This window comes from Gordonia jinghuaiqii, from assembly GCF_014041935.1.
GTDB lineage: Bacteria > Actinomycetota > Actinomycetes > Mycobacteriales > Mycobacteriaceae > Gordonia > Gordonia jinghuaiqii.
In genome coordinates, this window is record NZ_CP059491.1 from 2,296,657 (window position 1) to 2,317,785 (window position 21,129).

Sequence of the window (21,129 nt, forward strand, 5' to 3'; positions counted from 1 at the left end):
GTCCGGCTTCCGCGTGCCTCCCCGGGAACGCACCGCATCGGCCATAGACTCGGCCGCGATGTGGCGCATGCGAACTCGATGGACCCCGGCGGTGATCGTCGCGATGTGTGCTGTCGTGACCGTGGCAGGCGTCGGCTGCTCGAGCGGTGAGGACGACGGTCCGCGCAGTGCCGCCGAGCGCTTCCTGGCCGCCTATGCCGAACGTGAGGTCGGTGAGGCGGCCGCGCAGACCGACGATCCCACCGTCGCCGAGACGTCCATGGACGCCGCCTGGTCGGGTCTGGCCGCCGAGGCACTCGACACGCGCGCGGGCCGTGTCCGCGTGACCGGGGACACCGCCGAGGTCGAGGTCGCCTACACCTGGGCGCTGCCGCGGGGCAGGCACTGGGACTACGACGCCACCCTGCGCATGGGTCGCTCGGACGAGGGCTGGGCCGTGCGTTGGGCGTCGACCAACATCCATCCGAAACTCGGTGCGGATCAACGACTCTCATTGCAGATCGTGGAGGCGCCGCGCGCCACGGTCAACGAGTCCGACGGCTCGGAGGTGATGGTCAACGGCACTGTCGTCGGAGTCAACTTCGATCCGACGGCGGCCGCCGAGCAGGGCGCGTCGATCGCCGAATCGGTCACCGGTGCGGTGGCGGTGCTACGTCGGTTCAACCCGTCGCTGGACGAACAGGCGATCACCGAGGAGGTCACCGCCAGCGGGCAGCAGTATCCGCTGGCGCGTCTGACGCATGCGCAGTTCGATCGTCTCCGCGACCGATTGGCGATCCCCGGGGTCGTGAACAACGAGCAGGCGGAGCTGGTCTCCAAGGATCCGGATTTCGCGCCGGCGCTGCTGACCGAGGTCAAGAAGGTCGTCGACACCGAGGTCGCGGGGCGCGCCGGGTGGCGCGTGGCGACGATCAACCCGAACGGTCTCGCCGCCGACGTGCTCGCCGACCACGATGCCGATCCCTCGCCCGCGGTCTCCCTGAGCCTGTCGCGCACGGTCCAGAACGCCGCCCAGCGAGCGGTCAACGGCGCCAACCGCTTCCAGGTCGCGATGGTCGTCGTGCAACCGTCCACCGGGCGCATCCTCGCGGTGGCCCAGAACCCCACCGCCGATCGGCAGGGTCCGATCGCGACCACCGGCCTGTATCCGCCCGGATCGACCTTCAAGATGGTCACCGCGGCCGCGGCGATCAACCGCAAGATGGCCACCCCGGACACAGCCGTGGGCTGCCCCGGCGAGATCCAGATCGGGCCGCGCCTGATCCCCAACTACGACGGCTTCGCGCTGGGCACCGTGTCGATGCTGCGGGCCTTCGCGCAGTCCTGCAACACCACCTTCGCCAAACTCGCCAGCGAGATGGGCCCGTCGGACCTGGCACATGCCGCCGCGGCGATGGGTGTGGGCCAGCAGTACGAGATCGCCGGCCTCGACGCCGTGTCCGGCTCGGTGCCGATCGAGAACGAGCTGGTCGCCCGCAGTGAGGACGGCTTCGGGCAGGGCAAGGTGCTGGTGTCGCCGCTGGGGCTCGCGCTGGTCGCGGCGACGGTCGCGAACGGCTCCAAAGCCCCGGTGCCGCAGCTCATCCTGGGAAAACCGACGAAGGTCGAGGGGCCGACGCCCACGATGGCGCCGGAGGTGTACGAGCAGCTGCGGCCGATGATGCGCGCCGTGATCACCAGCGGTACCGCCTCGGTGATCGACGGTCAGGGCGCGGTGTTCGGCAAGACCGGTGAGGCCGAGTTCGCGGGCGGTTCGCACGCGTGGTTCGCCGGCTATCGCGGCGACCTCGCGTTCGCCACCCTGGTGGTGAGAGGCGGCGACTCCAACAACGCGGTGGCCGTCACCCGCGACTTCTTCGGCGGACTGGGACCGGGATACGCGGTGCGCTAGAACAGGGCGGCTAGGACACCCGGACGGGCAGGATCACCTTGCGGCCGCTGTGGTCGATGACCTCGACGGGGTGATCGTAGGTCCGGGTCAGCAGGTCGACGGTCATCACCTCGGACGTGGGTCCGATCGCGAGCAGCTCGCCGTCCTTCATCACCGCGACGCGGTCGGCGTAGGCCGCGGCCAGTGTCAGGTCGTGCACGACGAGGAGTACCGCGTTGCCCGCATCGCGATGCAGCCGCAGGACGTCGAGGACCTGCTCCTGGTGATGGATGTCGAGGGCGGCGGTCGGCTCGTCAAGCATCATCACCGGGGTGTCCTGGGCGAGCGCACGAGCCAGCGACACCCGGGCCTGTTGACCACCGGAGAGCTGGGCGAACGGGCGGTCGGCGATGTCGCGCAGTTCGCAGATCTTCATCGCGTCGGCGATCGCGGCGGGGGAGTCGACGGCACGCGGCGTACGCAGCCACGGGTAGCGGCCCATCGCAACCACCTCGGCCACGGTGAACGGCGTGTCCACGCGATTCTGCTGGGTGACCAGCGACCGATGCCTGGCGAGCTCGCGCATCGGCGTCGTGGCGGCGTCGCGGCCGTCGATGTGGACGCGCCCGCTGCGCGGGGCGCGGGTCCCTGACAACACCGACAGCAGTGTCGATTTGCCGCAACCGTTGGGGCCGACCAAGGCGACCAGCTCGCCCGGATGGACCTCGAGGGACACCCCGCGCACCACCTCGCGACCGCCGAGGACGACGTGGATGTCCTCGGCCCGGATTCCGGCCGGACGGATTCCGGGTGTATCGGCCGTGGCGCTCACCAGCCGGCTCCGGCATGTCGGCTGCGCCGCAGCAGGATGAAGAAGACCGGCCCGCCGATCAGGGAGGTGAACATGCCCAGCGGGAGGTCGGCGTCGCCGAGCATCGTACGGGCGGCGAGGTCGGCGGCGGTGATGACCAGTGCGCCACCGATCACGCTCGTGGGCAACAGGATGGCGTGCCGCGGACCGACGATGAGGCGCATCACGTGCGGTACCACCAGCCCGACGAACGCAATGATCCCGGCGAAGGCGACCGCGGCCGCGGTGAGGATCGCGACCAGCACGATCGCCTGTCGGCGAACGGATTCGACGTTGACACCCAGCGACGCCGCCTGGATGTCACCCAGGGCCAGTAGGTCGAGTTTGTGCACCAGGAACAGGCAGGCGCCGACGCCGGCGACCACGAGGGGCGCCACCACCCAGATCTCACCCCAGGTGCGTCCGGCGAGCGACCCGAGTTGCCAGAAGATGATCTGCTCACGGGCGGCCGTGGTCGCGACGAACGTGAGGTAGGCGATGATGCCCGCGGCGAAGGCGTTGACCGCGATCCCGGTGAGCACCAGCATGATCGCCGACGACGAGCCGTCCCGCAGCGACAGCACGTAGACCGCGGCCGCGGTGATCAGGCCGAAGAGGAAGGCCGCCCCGGCCAGCGCCCAGTTGCCCGCCGCACCGCCGCCGGCCGCGGTTCCGCCGGCGAGCACGATCATCAGGCAGGCGCCGACCGCGGCGCCCGAGGAGACCCCGATGATGCCCGGCTCGGCCAGGGGATTGGCCAGCACGCCCTGCAGCAGGCAGCCCGCCGCGCCGAGTGCCGCGCCGACGAACAGGCCGAGCACGATACGCGGGAACCGCACATTCCAGAGTGCGCCTTCGCCGTTCGGATGCGAGGGCAACGGGCCGACGTCGAGGTGGAAGTGGTGGGCGAGGCTCCCGAGGACCTCCAGCGGCGGCACCCCGACCTTGCCGGTGCCCGCCGAGATGATCACCAGGACGACGGTGGCGACGAGCATGCTGACGACCACCGCGGTGTTGCGCACGCGATGCGTGTCTTCACTTGCACCGGGGGCGGGACCAGATGTCGGGGCGATCCCGGACGTGGTCGACGGGGCGGGGGTCCTCACGTGTAGATCGACTTCGCGAGTGCGGCGAGGACGAGCCCGACGTCTGGGCCGAAGGCCAGGATCTTGCTCTCGTCCATCTGCACGATCCGCCCGTGACGGCCGGCCTCGGTGTCCTCGACCCCCGGGAGCGTCATCACACCTTCGGGGCCCCCGACGGTGTCCGCGCCCTGTGTCATGACGATGATCACATCGGGGTCGGCGGTGATCATGGCCTCCGCACTGATCGCGGTGAACGCCCCGGTGAGGTCCGCGGCCGCACCGGCGTCGTCGCCGCCGAGTGACTCGATGAGGTCGTCGGCGCCCGATCCGGGGCCGGCGAGCAGCAGGAGGTTGCGGCCCCGGATGTAGAGGAACGCCATCGTCGGATCGCCGGAGAGGTCGGGGACCAGCTCACGTGCGGCCTCGACCTGGGAGTCGGTGCGGGCGATGAGTTTCTCCCCCTCGTCGCGGACCCCGAGCGCCGCGGCGACCCGACGCATCAGGGCATCGTTGGAGGCGAGATCGCGGATGGCCGGGAACACCACGACCGCGATCCCGGAGGCCCGGATCTGGTCGACCGCCGTCGTCGGCACCGTCGACTCGCTGACCAGCACGACAGTCGGTGCGAGGGCGAGTACCGCCTCCGCATCGAGGCTGTGCCCGCGGTTGGTCACCACCGGACGTGAGACCGCCGAGGGGAACGCGGTCGACGTGTCGCGCCCGACGACGCGCGACCCGAGTCCGAGCGCGAAGACCGTGTTGCCCAGGGTGCCGTTGATGTCGACGGCGACGATGCGGCTGGCGTCGGTGACGGTGACCCGGCCGTAACGCACCGACTCGACGGTCGCGGGCAGGCGGGGTTGCGGGTTGTCGGCGACCGGGATGACGTCCGTCTGCGACAGGGTCGCGGTCTGCGGGCCGGATCGTAGGTGCGCGCCGGGGGAGTGGCGGTCCTGCTCGATGGGGGTGACGAAGCACCCTGAGACGGTCAGCACGGTCAGCAGCACCACCGACAACGCGCGTAACGGTCTGCTGCCCACCTGCCACCTCCTTCGATCGGTCCGCGCCGCCCACCGGCGAGCTTAGTTGTGCCGATCGCGTGATCCGCCCACCGGCCCGTCGCCCGCGGGCAGCGATATTGTGGTCGCATGCCAGTTCGTAGTGCCCTCACTCCCGGGATCGTCTCGCCCATCCGTTCCGTACCCGACTCCATCGAACGTCCCGAGTACGTGTGGAAGCCGACGGTCAACGAGGGACACGAGCCGTGGGTGCAGACCCCCGAGACCATCGAGAAGATGCGGATCGCAGGGAAGATCGCGGCCAACGCGCTCGCCGAGGCGGGCAAGGCCGTCGCCCCGGGCGTCACCACCGATGAGCTCGACGCGATCGCCCACGAGTACATGATCGATCACGGCGCGTACCCGTCGACGCTGGGCTACAAGGACTTCCCGAAGTCGTGCTGCACCTCGCTCAACGAGGTGATCTGCCACGGCATCCCGGATTCGACGGTGATCGCCGACGGCGACATCGTGAACATCGACGTGACCGCCTACATCCACGGCGTGCACGGCGACACCAATGCGACCTTCCTCGCCGGCGATGTCGAGCAGGAGGTCGTCGACCTCGTGGAGCGCACCCGCATCGCGACCGAGCGGGCCATCAAGGCCGTCAAGCCGGGCCGCGAGCTCAACGTCGTCGGGCGGGTCATCGAGTCCTACGCCAACCGGTTCGGATACACCGTCGTCCGCGACTTCACCGGGCACGGCATCGGCGAGACCTTCCACAACGGACTCGTCGTGCTGCACTACGACGAGCCGAACGTCGACACCGTCCTCGAACCGGGCATGGTGTTCACCATCGAGCCGATGATCAATCTCGGTGGCCTGCCCTGGGAGCTGTGGGACGACGGCTGGACGGTGGTCACCGCCGACCGTCGCTGGACCGCCCAGTTCGAGCACACCCTGGTCGTCACCGACGACGGCGCCGAGGTCCTCACAGTTCCAGACGAGTGATCAGGCGGGAAACCGGACGGGCTGGGGTTCGCTGCTGGTCGTCGTGGTCCCGTTGCCGAGCTGCCCGTCGCCGTTGAGGCCCCAGCAGTACATCTTCGATGCGGCGACCGCGCACACGTTGGCCGATCCGGTCGTCACCGTGCTGACACCGGACAGCCCGTTCACGCGGTCGGGACTCCGGTCCGGCAGGGTGCTGCGCGATCCCCAGCAGTAGGCCGAGCCGCCGGCGGCCGCGCAACCGCCGTAGGGGGCGGTGGAGACCTCGGTCGCCCCACGCACATCGATCCGCCGTGGGGTGGTCCGGCTCTGTTCGGTGCCGTCGCCGAGCTGGCCGGCGTCGTTCTGGCCCCAGCAGTAGACGGCGCCGTCGCCCACTGCGCATGTGGAGTAGAGGCTGGTGCTGATCGAGGTCGGGGTCCCGACGCCGCTGACCCTGGTCGGCGTCAGCCGATCGGTGGTGGTGCCGTCGCCGATCTGCCCGTCGGCGTTGTTTCCCCAGCAGTAGGCGGAGCCGGAGGCGATGGCGCACGACGTCGTGTGCGACGTGGAGACCGCGGTGACGTTCGAGAGGCCGGCGACACGAGTCGGTACGTCGACCGAGCCGGTGCTGCCGTTGCCGACCTGGCCGCGCGTGTTGTTCCGCCAGCAGTAGGCGTCGCCGTCGCTGATCGCACAGATCGACAGACCCACCGAGACGGCGGTGACGTCGGAGAGGCCGGGAACCCTGGTCGGCGTGGTCACTTCTCTGCCGGGCTCGCCGATCCCGTATCCCCAGCAGTAGAGGTCGCCGGAACCGATCGCGCACGTCGTCCCGAGTCCGCCCATGCTGACCGCCGAGACGTCGTCGATGCCGTTGATCCGGACGGGTCGGGTCTGATCGGTGGTGGTGCCGTCACCGATGGTGCCGCGCTCGTTGCCGCCCCAGCAGAACAGCTCACCGCCGCGCACCGCGCAGGTGGTCTCCCCGCTGGAGGCGATCGACGCGAAGCCGCCGTCGGCGCCCGGTGCGGGCGTCGAACCGCCGGTGCCCGGGGGCGTCGAGCCTGCCACCGGTGGCGTCGCGGGGCCGGAATCGGAGCCGCTGAGAGCCACCGCGGTGCCGACGATCCCGGCGACGAGGAGGACCACTCCCAGCACCGACGCGACGATCCACGCCGTGCGTCTGCCCGAACCCGAGCCCGGAGGCCGTCCGCCCGGACCCATCGGGTGCACGGGATATGGCGGTCCGGGTGGTTGATATCCGGGCAGTTGATGCCCGGGCGGGACGAAGGGGCCGGCCCGGTGGACGGTCGAGGGGACCGGTGGCGCCTGGTGCCCGCGGAACGGTGGTGGCGGGGTGTGGTTCTGGTAGGTCGGCGCCAGGGCGGGGGCGGGGGTGACCGCGGGAGTGCGGACGGCGGGAGTGTGCACGGCGGCGCGGGTCAGTGCGGCCGCGAACGCCGAGCAGGACGCGAACCGGTCGGCCGGGTTCTTCGCCATGGCGCGCACGAAGACGGGGTCCAGCGCGGCGAGGCCGGGGACGTGGTCGGAGATGCGTGGCACCGGAGAGTTGATGTGGCCGGAGATCAGCGCCATCGGCGTCGAACCCGGGAACGGCTGCCGTCCGGTGAGCAATTGGAACGTGGTGCACGCGAGTGCGTACTGGTCGGACGCGGGGACCGCGGCCTCACCGGTGAGGAGTTCGGGTGCGGCATAGGCCAGGGTGCCGACGAAGAGGTTGGTGGCGGTGAGCTTGGCGCCGTCGATGAGCCGCGCGATGCCGAAATCCAGCACGGTGACCCGCGAGATCCGACCGTCGCGATCCCGGGAGACGACGATGTTCGCCGGTTTGATGTCGCGGTGGATGACTCGCCGGCCGTGCGCGTAGTCCAGGGCATCGCCGACCTTGCCGACGATGGCGACGACATCGTCGATCGGCAGTGGTCCGGCGCCGGTGAGGTCGTCGCCGTCGAGGTAGGTCATGGAGAACCACGGGCTGCCGTTCTCCACGCCGTGGGTGTACACCGTCACGATGCCGGGATGATCGAGCGCCGCGGCGGTACGCGCCTCGTTGCGGAAGCGCTCGTGGAAGCTCGGGTCCGAGGGGTCGGGCGAGATGATCTTGAGGGCCTCCCGGCGGCCCAGCGTGGGATGTTCGACGAGCCAGACCTGGCCCATGCCACCGCGTCCGAGCAACGAGAGGACGCGATACCCGGCGAACAACGAACCGGGTTCGGTGACATCCACGCCCGACGACCCCCTTGGTAGACGACTTTGGTCGGCCGACTCACTCACCGATGGGGTCACTGTAGCCATACGCGGTGAGCGGCGAGGGCGATGGTGCGTCGTGTGAACGACGCCACCCGTAACCTGTCTCAGGTGGCCGAACTCGGTGGTGCGTTGCTCGTGGGGGGTACCAGCAGCGACGCAGGTAAGAGCCTCATCGTCGCCGGCCTGTGCCGGGCACTGGCGCGGACGGGGGTCCGGGTGGCGCCGTTCAAGGCGCAGAACATGTCCAACAACTCGGTGGTCACCCCCGACGGCGGCGAGATCGGACGGGCACAGGCGTTGCAGGCGTTCGCCTGTGGGCTCGAACCCTCCACCCGATTCAACCCGGTGCTGCTCAAACCCGGCAGCGACCGTCGCTCGCATGTCATCCTGCGCGGCCGGCCGGCAGGCGACGTGGGTGCCGTGGACTACATGGCGTGGCGGTCGCGACTGCGTGCGGTGGTCGCCGAGGAACTCGCTGCCCTGCGTCGAGATTTCGACGTGGTCATCTGCGAGGGGGCCGGTTCGGTCGCCGAGATCAATCTGCGTCGCACCGACATCGCCAATCTGGGTCTGGCGCAGTCGGCGCGACTGCCTGTCCTGCTGGTCACCGACATCGATCGCGGCGGATCGCTGGCACACCTGTTCGGTACGACGGCCGTCCTCGACGCGGCCGACCAGTCACTGATCGCCGGGTATGTGGTCAACAAGTTCCGGGGTGACCCCTCCATCCTCGAACCCGGTCTGCAGCAGCTCCTGGAGATGACGGGGCGACCCACGCTGGGTGTCGTGCCCTTCGCCGACGACCTGTGGCTCGACGCCGAGGACTCGCTGGCCGCGCCCGTCGGGCGTCGCGTCGGGCCGCGCGGCCCCGGCCCGGGCGAACTGCCGGCCGGGGACCGCCTGCGGGTGGCGGCGATCAGGTTGCCGCGGATCTCCAACTCGACCGACGTCGAGGCGCTGGCCTGCGAACCCGGCGTCGATGTCACGTGGGTTGACGATCCGGGCAGTGTGGCGGCCGCCGACCTCGTCGTCCTGCCCGGCACCCGCGCCACCGTCGCCGACCTGGACTGGCTGCGCGACCGCGGGATCGGCGCGGCACTGACCGCCCGTGCCGCCCGGGGACGCCCGATCGTCGCCATCTGCGGGGGATTCCAGATGCTCGCCCGTACCATCGACGATCCCGTCGAATCCGGCCGCGGGCGGGTCGACGGGCTGGGGATCCTCGACCTCGACATCGGTTTCCATCCGGAGAAGACGCTCCGTCAGGTCACCGGCACCGCCCGGCGCGGCCCTGTCGGAATCCCCGTCTGCGGCTACGAGATCCATCACGGGCGTGTCGCGAGGTCGGCGGAGGACACCTGGATCGTCGACGACCGGTACGGCGCCGAGGGTGCGGTGCGGGGTGCGGTACGCGGAACCCACTGGCACGGTCTGCTGGCCTGCAACGAGTTCCGTCGCGCTCTCCTCGACGACGTCGCGGCCGAGGCGGGCGTTCCCGGCTTCCGCGCGGCCCCCGACACCGACGTCGATGGCGTCCGCCGACGCCAGGTGGACCTGATGGCCGATCTCGTCACCGAACACCTCGACCTCGCGGCGGTGCGCGGTCTGATCGCGAACGGCCCGCCGCGCGATACGCCGATCATCCGTCACCATCTCGAGCATCGCCGGACCGCTGCCGGAGGGGCGTAGGCGTTATCGTTGCTCAATGACCGAAGAGAAGAGTCACGCGCCGGGAGCGACTCAGGTGACCGTCAACGACCTCACCTTCGACGTCCGGGTCGCGGGTCCCGATCGCGGCCCCTGGGTTCTGTTGCTGCACGGGTTCCCCGTCAACGGCAGCTGCTACGACGACGTCCTCCCGCGCCTGCACGAGTCGGGACTGCGCACCATCGTCCTGGACCAGCGCGGGTACAGCCCGGGCGCTCGTCCGAGCGGGGTGCAGGATTACCGCCTCGATCTGCTCGTGTCCGACGCCATCGGCGTGCTGGACGCACTCGGCGTGTCCTACGCCATTCTCGTCGGGCACGACTGGGGTGGCATCGTCGCCTGGCATCTCGCCGGCAAGTATCCCGATCGGTTCACCGGACTGGTGGTTGCCAGCACCGGGCACCCCTCGGCCCTGCGGGAGGCGCTCAGCAGCGGAGACCAGCGTGAACGATCGTCCTACATCCTCGATTTCGTGGCCGAGGGCGCCGAGGAGAAGATCCTCGCCGACGACGGTGCCGGCCTCAGGGCGGTCGGGGTGACGGCCGAGGAAATGGCCCCGCTGATCGAGCCGGGCGCCCTCACCGCCGCGCTCAACTGGTATCGGGCCAACTTCGTCGGTGACATCAAGGCGACGATGGCCTGCCCGCCGGTCGAGATCCCCACGACGATGGTGTGGAGCGACGCCGACCCGGCACTCGGACGTGAGCAGGCGCAGGGCAGTGGTCGATATGTCTACTCCGACTGGCGTTTCTGCGAACTCGCCGGCGTCGACCACTGGATCCCGCAGCATGCGGCGCCTGCCCTGGCCAGCGAGATAGCCCTGCGCTCAACCGTCTTCTGATACCGCCGTCTTCTGTCGGGGCGGACCGCGGGGTGCGCGGGATCAGATCTCGAGGCCGAGCAGCGCGTTCTCGAGCACCTCGGGCATCGCCGGGTGAATCCAGTACTGGCCGCGTGCCAGCTCGTGCGCGGTCTGACCGAAGTGCATCGCCTGGATGACCGGCTGGATGACCGTCGGCGCCTGCGGCCCGATGATGTGCGCGCCCAGCAGCCGGCCGGTGCCGCGTTCGGCGATGATCTTGCAGAAGCCGGTGGTGTCCTCCATCGCCCAGCCGTAGGCGACGTCACCGTAGGCCTGGACCTTGACGGCGATGTCGAGGTGCTGGTCGCGGGCCTCCTCCTCGGTGAGACCGACCGAGGCGATCTGAGGATGGGTGAACACCGCGGCCGGCACGTGGCGGTGATCGAAGCTCTCGAGATCGGGTGAGTCCCAACCCTTCAGCAGGTTCGCCTGGACCACCCGTTCCTCGTGATTGGCGACGTGCTTGAGCTGGTACGGCGAACTCACGTCGCCGAGGGTCCACACCCCGCGGGCGGCGGTGCGGCCGTGCGCATCGCACCGCACGCGGCCCTCGTCGTCGAGTTCGATCCCCACCGAACCCGCGTTGAGGCGATCGCCGTTGGGTACGCGGCCGGTCGCGACGAGCAGCGCGTCCGCCTCGAGGTGGGTGCCGTCGCCGAGGGTGAGCCGTACGCCTCCGTCGGGCAGGTCCTGCGCCGCGGTGACCGCGGTGTCGAGGTGGACGTCCCACTTGGCCTGTGCCACCTCGGTGAACCGGTTCGAGATGTCGGCGTCCTGTTTGCGCAGCAACGCCGGCCCACGCGCGACGATCGACACCGCAGAGCCGAGTGCGCCGAAGACGTGCGCGAATTCGGCTGCGATGTAACCGCTTCCGAGGATGATCAGATGTTCGGGCAGTTCGGGCAGGCGCATGACGTCGTTGTTGGTGTAGTACCGCACCCCGCTGTCGGCGATGACCGGCGGGATGGTCGCCCGGGAACCGGCGGCCACCACCACCTCGCGGGCCAGGACGGTTGCGCCGTCGGCGGTGACGAGCCGGCACAGGCCGTCGTCGTCCCGCCCGTCGAACTCGACGTGCGAGGAGTAGACCGTGATGTTGTCGCACCGGTCGGTGCGGTACTCCTTGCCGCCCTCCGAGATCGGGTCGATCCGGCCGAACACGCGGTTGACGATGCCGGGCCAGTCCACCGAGTCGACCTTCGCGTGCACGCCGAGACGTGCTCCGTGCGTCGCGATCTCGGCGACCTCGGCCGCGTAGACGAACATCTTGGTGGGGATGCACCCCACGTTGAGGCAGGTCCCGCCGTACACGCCCTCCTCGAAGATCGCGATCGTCGTGTCCGCGAACCGTTCATCGGGGATGGAATTGCCGCTGCCGGAGCCGATGATGGCCAGGTCGACGACCTGCGTGGCGGTCATAGTGTGTTCTCGCTTTCCTCGGTGGAGCCGGTGTCGTATCTGGAGCCGGTGTCGTATCTGGAGCCGGGGTCGCGTCCGGGTCCGACGACGTGGGTCAACCAGTTGTCGACCTCGGAGTAGGCGTTCTCACGCGCGTGTGGAACCGACAGGAACACGTCGTGGCGTGCGTCCGGGATGGGGACGGCAGTGACCCTGCCGCCGAGACAGCCGCTCCAACGGGCGATCTGGCTGACGTCGAGCACCGCATCGGCACGATCCGTGGACTCCGAGTAGGTTCGCGCGAAATGTGACTTGTCCGAACGCAACACGAGTGCGGGCACCCCGACGTCGATGCCGTGGTGCAGGTGTCGCTGGCCGGTGCGCACGGCATCGAGGAAGCCGAAGGTGACCGGGAACCCGCCGAGCGGTTTCGCCGACAGGTCGTAGTTCCATTCGCCGTGGGCGCTGTCGTGGAGGCTCTCGCCGTAGGCGCTCGACATTCCCAGCGGGATCACCCGTTTGGGGGCGAGCGCCCCGATGCCCTTGATGAGCAGCGACACCGGCAGCGTGCGCAGGATCGCATCGCCTTGCAGATCCAGCCAGGGGGAGTTGAGCAGCAGGCCGTCGACGACGCCGTGCAGTCGTGGGTTGCGGCGTCGGAGGCGGTCCAGCCACAGCGACGTGACCAGACCCCCGGTCGAGTGTCCGGCGACGATCACCCGGGTGTCCGGACCGACCTCCTCGACGATGATGTCGAGCGCGGCACCGAGTTCCTCGTCGTACTGGGCGAGGTCGGTGGTGAAGTGGGCGGTGTGGTGCGGCAGTCTCGACCGTCCGCATTTGCGCAGGTCGATCGCATAGAACGAGTAGCCGCGGGCGACGAAGAAGTCGGCCAGCGGTTCGTGGAAGAAGTAGTCGGTGAATCCGTGGAGGTAGAGCACCGCGCCACGGGCCGGCGTGGTGTCGGCCCGGCGCACGAGGGTCGCGGTGATCGGGGACTCGCCGTCGGGATCGGGTCCCAGCGACAGGGTTCGTTGCGAGTAGCCGTCGAGGAATCGGTCGGGCTGCCAGGAACCGGAGGAGAAGCTCACGAGTGCCACCTTAGTGATCCGGCGGGGAGTCGCCGCGGGTCGCGGCGCACCGCGAGGTGTCGCGAAGCCCACAGTTGACCAGGTCGATTCTCGTCGCGGACGTGCCATGCTGGACAATGACCGATGAGATAGAACCAACCATAAGGGGCCATCCCTCGACGGCGTGCCGCACGAACACACGCCTACAGTGTCCCACCAGGTGAAGTGGAGTCCAGGTGTCGAAAACGGTGATCAAGACCGACGTCGCGTTGGTGGGTGCGGGCATCATGAGTGCCACCCTCGGGGCGCTGCTCCGTCAACTGCAGCCGGATTGGTCGATCAGCCTCTTCGAGCGGCTCGACGCCGCGGCCGCCGAGAGCAGTGACCCGTGGAACAACGCGGGCACCGGTCACTCGGCGCTGTGTGAGCTGAACTACACGCCCGAGACGGCCGACGGCGGTGTCAACATCGACAAGGCGCTCAACATCAACGAGCAGTTCCAGGTGTCGCGGCAGTTCTGGGCCCACGCTGTCGACACCGGCATCCTCGGTGACCCCTCGGAGTTCATCAACCCCATCCCGCATGTGGCGTTCACCCACGGCGACAAGGGGACCAAGTACCTGCGCAAGCGCTATGACGCCCTCGCCACCCAGACCCTGTTCGAGGGTATGGAGTTCATCAGCGACCCGGCCGAGTTCAGTGCGCGCCTGCCGCTGATGTCGAAAGGCCGGGACTTCGCCGAACCCGTCGCCCTCAACTGGTTCGACCAGGGCACCGACGTCGACTTCGGCGCGCTCACCCAGCAACTGCTCAACTACGTCGCGCAGGGCGCCGACATCTACTTCGGTCACGCGGTGACCAATCTGACCAAGCAGTCCGACGGCAGCTGGGTGGTGAAGGTCCGCAACCGCCGCACCGGCGACAAGCTGACCGTCCACGCGAAGTTCGTCTTCGTCGGTGCCGGCGGCGGCGCGCTGCACCTGCTGCAGAAGTCGGGCATCTCCGAGGCCAAGGGCTTCGGCGGCTTCCCGGTCTCCGGAGAGTTCTTCCGCTGCACCAACCCCGACCTGGTCGCCGAACACCAGGCCAAGGTGTACGGCCAGGCCGCGGTGGGTGCCCCGCCGATGTCGGTTCCCCACCTCGACACGCGCGTCATCAACCACAAGCCGGGCCTGCTGTTCGGCCCGTATGCCGGCTGGTCGCCGAAGTTCCTCAAGAGCGGCAAGGTCACCGACCTGCCCGCCTCGATCAAGCCGGGCAACCTGCTGCCGATGGTCTCCATCGCGCCCAAGGAGTTCGGGCTGCTCAAGTACCTGATCAGCGAGCTCGCCGCCGGTCCGGCCGACCGCGTGAAGACCCTGTCGGAGTTCGTGCCACGCGCGCTGGGCGCCGACTGGGAGCTCATCACCGCCGGTCAGCGTGTCCAGGTCATCCGCAAGACCGGGCTCGGCGGGCAGCTGGAGTTCGGCACGGCCGTCGTCGCCGCCTCCGACGGCAGCATCTCGGGTCTGCTCGGGGCGTCCCCGGGTGCCTCGACCGCCGTCCCGGCGATGCTGTCGGTGCTGGAGAAGTGCTTCCCGGCCGAGTACGCGGGCTGGTCGTCGAAGCTGTCGACGCTGATCCCGTCGTTCGGCCAGAAGCTGAACGGCAACCGCGACCTCTACCGCCAGGTGTGGGACTGGACCAACAAGTCCCTGCAGCTGACCGGTCGCGACGCGAGCACCGTCGAGTCCGGCGCGCTGGCCCCTGCCTCGGCGGGGTGAAGTTCTGCCGTCATGTGTGCTAACCACGACACATGACCTCCGAACCGCAGGAACACCGCAACCCGCAGGTACGACGCGGCACCGCACGCGACATCGGCGCGGCGACGCTGTATCGCATCCTGCGGTTGCGGGTGGAGGTGTTCGTGGTGGAGCAGGCCTGTCCCTACCCCGAGCTCGACGGGCGCGACCTCGAGCCCACGGCGATTCAATTCTGGATCTCCGACGGACAGACCGACGTCGCTGCGGAGTCGGGTGAGGACGAGGACGAGGCCGTTCTGGCGACCCTTCGACTGCTGGCCGAACCGGCCGGCGCCGGAGGCGCGCAGGCGTTCCGGATCGGGCGGGTGTGCACCGAACGGGCACATCGCGGCCGCGGGCTGGTGACGAGACTCATGACGGCCGCGCTGGCCGAGGTCGGCACGCATCCGTGCCGGATCGAGGCGCAGGCCTATCTCACCGAGATGTACGGAAAGTTCGGCTTCGTCGTCGACAGCGACGAATACCTCGAAGATGGGATTCCTCACGTGTCGATGCTTCGCGCGGGGTCGCCGCTGTGACCCGACCTGTGTCAGACGTCCGCTACCCCTTCAGCGCCGTTGTCGGACAGGAGCAGCTCAAGCTCGCGCTCATCCTGTCGGCCATCTCTCCCGGTATCGGCGGTGTGCTGATCCGCGGGGAGAAGGGGACGGCGAAGTCGACGATCGTGCGGGGACTCGGTCCGCTGCTCGGTCCGGACGAGGCCGGCGCGGAGACGGGTGAGACCGTCGGTCGTGTGGTCGAACTCCCGATCGGCGCCACCGAGGACCGGGTGATCGGGTCCCTGGACCTGACGTCGGTCCTGCGGGACGGGCGTGCCGAATTCACCCCGGGCCTGCTCGCGCAGGCGCACCGCGGCGTCCTCTACATCGACGAGGTCAACCTCCTCGCCGACCATCTCGTCGATGTGCTGCTCGACGCAGCCGCCGGCGGTCGTGTCACCATCGAACGCGACGGTGTATCGCACACGCAGGCAGCAGATTTCGTACTCGTGGGCACCATGAATCCGGAAGAGGGGGAGCTGCGCCCGCAGCTGCTCGACCGGTTCGGCCTCGCGGTGGACGTGGCCGCGGGCAAGGACATCGACGAACGAGTCGAGGTGGTGCGCCGGCGGATGGCGTTCGACGCCGACCCGGCGTCGTTCGCCGCAGCCTACGCCGACGCCGAAAATGCTCTGGCACAACGGATCTCGATTGCGCGCGGGACGGTCGGGACGGTGACCCTGCCGACGCGGGAGCTGCGCCGCATCGCCGGGATCTGCGCCCATCTCGACGTCGACGGCCTGCGCGGTGACATCGTCGTCGCACGGACCGCGGCCGCCCACGCAGCGTGGCGCGGCGCGGCAGAGGTGACCGACGACGACGTGCGTGCCGCCGTCGAACTCGCACTGCCGCATCGCAGGCGCCGCAACCCCTTTGACGAGTCCGGCCTCACCTCCGACCAGCTCGACGACGCGATGTCGGCCGGCGACGATGCCGCCGGACCGGAGACTCCCGACGGTCCCGATGACGATCCCGGACCGCCCGATTCCGGACCGCCAGACCCCGGACCGCCCGGCGGGGGACAGGACCGGAACGGCGAACCCGACGCATCCGATCCCGAGTCGGGCAGTGAGCCCGGCGGTCAGCCCCAGACCGCGCCCGGCCCGGCGTTCGGTCCGGCGTCGGCACCCACCGGCCGTCGATTCGCGACACTGCGGGTCGGGGGAGTCGGGGACGGTGATCCGGGACGGCGGTCGAAGGCGCGTAGCCGCCGCGGGCACACGACCCACGCCGTCGAGTTCGCCACCGACCGTCCGGTCCATCTGTTCGGCACGGTCCTCGCGGCCGCGGGACGCGCCGCGGGAGTGGACGGGCGCTCGCCCCTGCGAATCGCCGCACCCGACCTGCGTTCGGCGCAGCGGATCGGGCAGGAGTCCAATCTCGTCGTCTTCGTGGTGGACCTGAGCGGCTCGATGACCGCGCGCCGCCGTCTCGCCGCGGTCTCCGAGCTGTGCGTGGAGATGCTGCGCGACTCCTACACACGGCGTGACCGGGTTGCGGTGGTGGTGGCACGTGGTGCCACGGCGACACTTGCTGTACCGCCGACCAAGTCGGTGGACGTCGCGGTGCGCCGTCTCGCGGAGATCCGGACCGGCGGGCGTACGCCGCTGGCCGAAGGACTGCTCCTCGCCGCCGACGTCGTCGAACGGCGCCGCCGCGCCGAACCGGATCGCCGGCCGCTCATCGTGGTCCTCTCCGACGGGCGGGCGACCTCGGGCCCCGACGCGTCGAGCAGGGCGCGTGCGGCCGCCGGGGCCATCCGTCGCCGCGGCATCGAGTCCGTGGTGGTCGACTGCGAGCAGGGCATGGTCCGGCTCGGACTGGCCGCCGACCTCGCCGCCCACCTCGGCGGCCAGCTGATGACGATGGGTGAGCTGTCGGCGACCGCCCTGAAGTCCACACCGCGGGCTCGCGGCGCCGCCTGATCTGTCCGCGCCGGTGACCCATAAGGAGAAGGCCAGTGCCGCAAGGAGTTCCATCGACCGTTCCCGACGACGGCCTGACCACACGGCAGCGCCGTAACCAGCCTGTGCTCGCGGTGCACACCGGCGACGGCAAGGGTAAGTCGACCGCCGCGTTCGGCATGGCCATGCGGGCGTGGAATGCAGGTATGCGGGTGGCGGTCTTCCAGTTCGTCAAGAGCGCCAAGTGGAAGGTCGGGGAAGAGTCGGCGATGCTGGCCCTGGGGCAACTGCACGCCGACACCGGGGCCGGTGGTCCGGTCGAGTGGCACAAGATGGGGCAGGGGTGGTCGTGGTTGCGCGCGAACACCGAGCACGCCGAGGACCATGCCGCCGCCGCGCAGGCCGGCTGGGCCGAGATCGCCCGGCGACTCGCCGCCGACGAACACGACTTCTACGTCCTCGACGAGTTCACCTATCCGCTCGACTGGGGCTGGGTGGACACCGCCGAGGTCGTCGACATCCTCGCCCGGCGGCCCGGACGCCAGCACGTCGTCATCACGGGCAGGCGCGCTCCGCAGAAGTTGATCGACGCGGCCGATCTGGTCACCGAGATGGGTAAGGTCGCACACCCGATGGACGCCGGCCGTAAGGGGCAGAAGGGGATCGAGTGGTGACTGCCACCCCGGCGATCGTGATCGCCGCACCGTCGTCGGGCAGCGGAAAGACGACGGTGACGACCGGTCTCATCGGGGCGCTGCGCGCCGCCGGGCATCGGGTGGCGCCCTTCAAGGTGGGCCCGGATTACATCGATCCTGGCTATCACGCCGTCGCGGCGCGCCGTCCGGGCCGCAACCTCGATCCGAACCTGGTGGGAGCCGACGCGATCGGTCCGCTCTTCGCGCACGGTGCGGCCGGGGCCGACATCGCCGTCGTCGAAGGTGTGATGGGTCTGTTCGACGGACGGATTCGCGAGCAGGACGACGGCGACGCGGCGGCACTGGGTGTCGGTTCGACGGCCCACGTGGCGTCGATCATCGGCGCGCCGGTGGTGCTCGTCGTCGACGCCGCGGGCCACAGCCAGTCGATGGCCGCGGTGTTGCACGGCTTCCTGTCCTACGACTCGTCGGTCCGCATCGCCGGGGTGATCCTCAACCGCGTCGGGTCGGCCCGGCACGAGATGGTGCTGCGGCAGGCGTGCGGACGCGTGGGGCTGCCGGTCTTCGGTGTCGTGCGGCGAGACGCGTCGCTGACCGTCCCGTCCCGTCACCTCGGGCTGATCCCGGCCGCCGAACGCAGCGCCGACGCGGTGGCCGCGGTGGAGGCGATGACCAGCCATCTCGCGGGTGTGCTGGATCTGGCGGCCATCGTGGCCGCCGCCCGGCAACGGACCACGCCCGACGCCGTCCCGTGGTCGGCCGCCGACGCCGTCGCCCCGTATGTCGATTCAAGCGGGTCGGGCTCGGGGCGGCCGGTCATCGCGGTGGCCGGCGGTGCGGCCTTCACGTTCGGTTACGCCGAACACACCGAGATGTTGGAGGCCGCCGGTGCGCGGGTCGTGTCCTTCGACCCGCTCGCCGACCCGCTCCCGCCGGGTGCCGCGGGCGTGGTCATCGGCGGCGGTTTCCCCGAGGAGCACGCCGAGGCGCTCGCCGCCAACGACGCCCTGCGGACCGGCCTGCGTGGGCATGCGGCCGCCGGTCGGCCGATCCACGCCGAATGCGCCGGCCTGTTGTACCTGTGTGCCCATCTCGACGGTCACCGGATGAGCGGGGTGCTCGACTCCGACGGTCACTTCGGGCCCCGGCTGACCCTGGGCTACCGGGATGCGGTGGCCGTCGGCGACTCCGTGCTGTTCCGGGCCGGTGAACGGGTGACCGGCCACGAGTTCCACCGCAGCGGGGTGAGTCAGGGGCACGCGCCGCCGGCTTGGGCCTGGCGAGACGCATCAGGGAAGCCCTCGACGCATGGTGTGACGACGCCCGCCGTGCATGCGTCCTACCTGCACCTGCACCCGGTGGCGATACCGCAAGCACTGTGCCGCTTCGTGTCCCGGTCCGCCGAGGCCGGCGCCCGGGCCGCGATGCCCATGGCCTCGGCAGCCACCGCCGACCCGACGGAGACGTTATGATGCCCACCCGGAGACTGCGTGAAACCCTCGACGCGCTCGCCACGCACGGCGCCGACGACCCGGCACTGCTGCGCGAACTCCTCGAAGCCGTGCTCGTCGTCGGGCAGGGCGTCGAGCTCGACCGCGCCCTTCAGCGCATCGTCGAGGTCGCGGCGGGTCTGGTGGATGCGCAGTACGGTGCGCTCGGCGTGCGCGGCCCCGACGGCGGGCTCAGCGAGTTCGTCCACATCGGCATCACCGACACGCAGCGGGCCACGATGGGGCATCTCCCGGTGGGCCGCGGCGTGCTGGGCCTGCTCATCGACGACCCGCGACTGCACCGCATCCACGACCTGGGAGCACACCCCACCTCGGTCGGCTTCCCGCCGAATCATCCACCGATGCACACCTTCCTCGGCGCACCGATCCTCGTTCGCGGCGAGGTGTTCGGCAGCATCTACCTGACCGAGAAGCGCTCGGCCGAGGACTTCTCGGAGGTCGACGAGACCGTCGTCGCCGTGCTCGCGGTCGCCGCCGGGATCGCGATCGACAACGCGGGCCTGTTCGAGCGGGCACGCACCCGGCATCGCTGGATGCAGGTGCTCGCACGTCGTGGATCGGAGCCTCTCGCCGGGATCGCGTTGTCCGACACCATGTCCCGCATGTGCGCCGACGTCGCCGATCTGGTCGGTGCGGTAGATGTATATCTGATCACCGAGCTCGACGGCGAGGTGGAGTTGCGCGGCCACACCGGTGACCGCGTCGACATCGACAGTTTCACGCCACCCGAGGTGACCGCCCTGACGGTGCAGCGCTCCGGACAGATCGCCCCGTCGCTGATCCGTCGTGGTGCGCGGTGGACCTCGGTGCAGCCGCTGCTGCGCGCGTCCGGGGCGTTCGGCTGGATGCTGATCACCCACCGCAACCGGCCGCACTGGGACGTGGAGGAGATCGCCGGGCTCGCCGGCGTCGCCGAGGTCGCCTCGCTGGCGGTCGTGTACGCCGAGCAGCAGCAGATCGCGCGGGACCTCGAAGTTCTCGAGGACCGGCACCGCATCGCCCGCGACCTCCACGATCATGTGATCCAGCGGCTGTTCGCGGTGGGGATGTCGGTGCAGACACTGCTCGCCGGATCGACCGATCCCGTCGCCGCGACCGCGCGACTCGAGCAGATCATGACCGACCTCGACCGCACGATCGCGCAGATCCGCACCTCGATCTTCGACCTCCAGACGGCCTCGGGAGAGGAAGACGGTTCGACCCTGCGCAGGCGCGTGCTCGACATCGTCTCCGAGCTCTCCGGACATGCGTCGGTCTCCCCGAGCGTGGTGTTCGACGGGCCGGTCGACACCGTGGTTCCGGACACGCTCGGACCGCACATCGACGCGGTGCTGCGTGAAGGACTGAGCAACGCCCTGCGGCACGCGCGCGCCGAGAGCATCGCCGTCTCGGTGAGCGCCGACGACGTGCTGACCGTCGAGATCGCCGACGACGGCATCGGCATCGGCACCGATGTGACCTACCGCGGGCTGGAGAACCTCACGCGGCGCGCAGAGGAGTGCGACGGCACCTTCAGCGTCGACACCCGCCCCCGGAAGAACCGCGAGGGCCGTGCCCGCGGCGACGGCGGCACCACCCTGACCTGGTCGGTGCCTCTCATCGGATGAGGGCGG

At 69.9% G+C, this 21,129-nt stretch carries 16 protein-coding genes; 10 read left to right on the top strand and 6 right to left on the bottom strand.

The features are described from left to right. The first annotated feature begins 58 nt into the window (after positions 1-58). Positions 59-1,891 (top strand): penicillin-binding transpeptidase domain-containing protein, encoded by a 1,833-nt coding sequence (locus H1R19_RS10210; protein ID WP_188329036.1) that lies wholly within the window; start codon positions 59-61, stop codon positions 1,889-1,891. 10 nt (positions 1,892-1,901) lie between these two features. Here the strand turns inward: H1R19_RS10210 and H1R19_RS10215 are convergent, their stop codons facing one another. Genes H1R19_RS10215 through H1R19_RS10225 form a run of 3 tightly spaced genes read right to left on the bottom strand, consistent with a single transcriptional unit; the run spans position 1,902 to position 4,845 of the window. After that, positions 1,902-2,702 carry a heme ABC transporter ATP-binding protein gene (locus H1R19_RS10215; RefSeq protein ID WP_244970936.1) on the bottom strand — a complete coding sequence of 267 codons (801 nt, stop codon included), beginning with the start codon at positions 2,700-2,702 and terminating at the stop codon, positions 1,902-1,904. Beyond that, the gene (locus H1R19_RS10220; RefSeq protein WP_219851581.1) at positions 2,699-3,793 is read right to left on the bottom strand and encodes a FecCD family ABC transporter permease; all 1,095 of its coding nucleotides are present in this window, start codon (positions 3,791-3,793) and stop codon (positions 2,699-2,701) included. The genes H1R19_RS10215 and H1R19_RS10220 overlap by 4 nt, the downstream gene beginning before the upstream one ends. 29 nt (positions 3,794-3,822) lie before the next feature. Further along, positions 3,823-4,845: a heme/hemin ABC transporter substrate-binding protein gene (locus tag H1R19_RS10225; RefSeq protein WP_188329037.1), complete on the bottom strand. Its 1,023-nt coding sequence runs from the start codon at positions 4,843-4,845 to the stop codon at positions 3,823-3,825. A gap of 108 nt (positions 4,846-4,953) precedes the next feature. Between H1R19_RS10225 and map the strand changes: the two genes are divergently transcribed. Continuing rightward, positions 4,954-5,817, top strand: coding sequence for a type I methionyl aminopeptidase (gene map, locus H1R19_RS10230; protein WP_188329038.1), 864 nt, complete (start codon positions 4,954-4,956; stop codon positions 5,815-5,817). Here map and H1R19_RS10235 read toward each other — a convergent pair whose 3' ends face one another. Beyond that, a complete protein-coding gene (locus tag H1R19_RS10235) occupies positions 5,818-8,043 on the bottom strand; it encodes a protein kinase domain-containing protein (RefSeq protein WP_219851335.1) in 2,226 nt (741 codons plus the stop codon). A gap of 132 nt (positions 8,044-8,175) precedes the next feature. On the opposite strand from H1R19_RS10235, the gene H1R19_RS10240 reads away from it, so the two are divergent. Together H1R19_RS10240 and H1R19_RS10245 are read left to right on the top strand one after the other, a co-directional pair. Further along, complete coding sequence (locus H1R19_RS10240) at positions 8,176-9,756, top strand: cobyric acid synthase (RefSeq protein ID WP_244970976.1); 1,581 nt, start codon at positions 8,176-8,178, stop codon at positions 9,754-9,756. Between the two features lie 55 nt (positions 9,757-9,811). Further along, positions 9,812-10,615, top strand: coding sequence for an alpha/beta fold hydrolase (locus H1R19_RS10245; protein ID WP_188329316.1), 804 nt, complete (start codon positions 9,812-9,814; stop codon positions 10,613-10,615). Between the two features lie 42 nt (positions 10,616-10,657). On the opposite strand, the gene H1R19_RS10250 is transcribed toward H1R19_RS10245, so the two are convergent. Continuing rightward, positions 10,658-12,055, bottom strand: a complete 1,398-nt coding sequence (locus H1R19_RS10250; RefSeq protein WP_219851337.1) for a mycothione reductase — start codon at positions 12,053-12,055, stop codon at positions 10,658-10,660. Then, positions 12,052-13,125: an alpha/beta hydrolase gene (locus H1R19_RS10255; RefSeq protein ID WP_244970937.1), complete on the bottom strand. Its 1,074-nt coding sequence runs from the start codon at positions 13,123-13,125 to the stop codon at positions 12,052-12,054. Before H1R19_RS10255 ends, H1R19_RS10250 begins: the two co-directional genes overlap by 4 nt. Before the next feature lie 215 nt (positions 13,126-13,340). Here H1R19_RS10255 and mqo point away from each other — a divergent pair, with 215 nt between their 5' ends. Genes mqo through H1R19_RS10285 form a run of 6 tightly spaced genes read left to right on the top strand, consistent with a single transcriptional unit; the run spans position 13,341 to position 21,123 of the window. Further along, positions 13,341-14,867: a malate dehydrogenase (quinone) gene (gene mqo, locus H1R19_RS10260; protein ID WP_219851339.1), complete on the top strand. Its 1,527-nt coding sequence runs from the start codon at positions 13,341-13,343 to the stop codon at positions 14,865-14,867. Positions 14,868-14,899: 32 nt separating this feature from the next. Beyond that, positions 14,900-15,424, top strand: a complete 525-nt coding sequence (locus H1R19_RS10265) for a GNAT family N-acetyltransferase (protein WP_188329044.1) — start codon at positions 14,900-14,902, stop codon at positions 15,422-15,424. Next, positions 15,421-17,370, top strand: coding sequence for a VWA domain-containing protein (locus H1R19_RS10270; RefSeq protein ID WP_244970938.1), 1,950 nt, complete (start codon positions 15,421-15,423; stop codon positions 17,368-17,370). Before H1R19_RS10265 ends, H1R19_RS10270 begins: the two co-directional genes overlap by 4 nt. Before the next feature lie 35 nt (positions 17,371-17,405). Then, on the top strand, positions 17,406-18,023 hold the full coding sequence (gene cobO, locus H1R19_RS10275) for a cob(I)yrinic acid a,c-diamide adenosyltransferase (protein WP_188329045.1): 618 nt from the start codon (positions 17,406-17,408) through the stop codon (positions 18,021-18,023). Beyond that, entirely contained in the window at positions 18,020-19,477 is a 1,458-nt protein-coding gene (locus H1R19_RS10280; RefSeq protein ID WP_188329046.1) for a cobyrinic acid a,c-diamide synthase CobB, read from the top strand. Before cobO ends, H1R19_RS10280 begins: the two co-directional genes overlap by 4 nt. Then, entirely contained in the window at positions 19,477-21,123 is a 1,647-nt protein-coding gene (locus H1R19_RS10285) for a GAF domain-containing sensor histidine kinase (RefSeq protein WP_219851340.1), read from the top strand. Before H1R19_RS10280 ends, H1R19_RS10285 begins: the two co-directional genes overlap by 1 nt. Positions 21,124-21,129 lie beyond the last annotated feature (6 nt).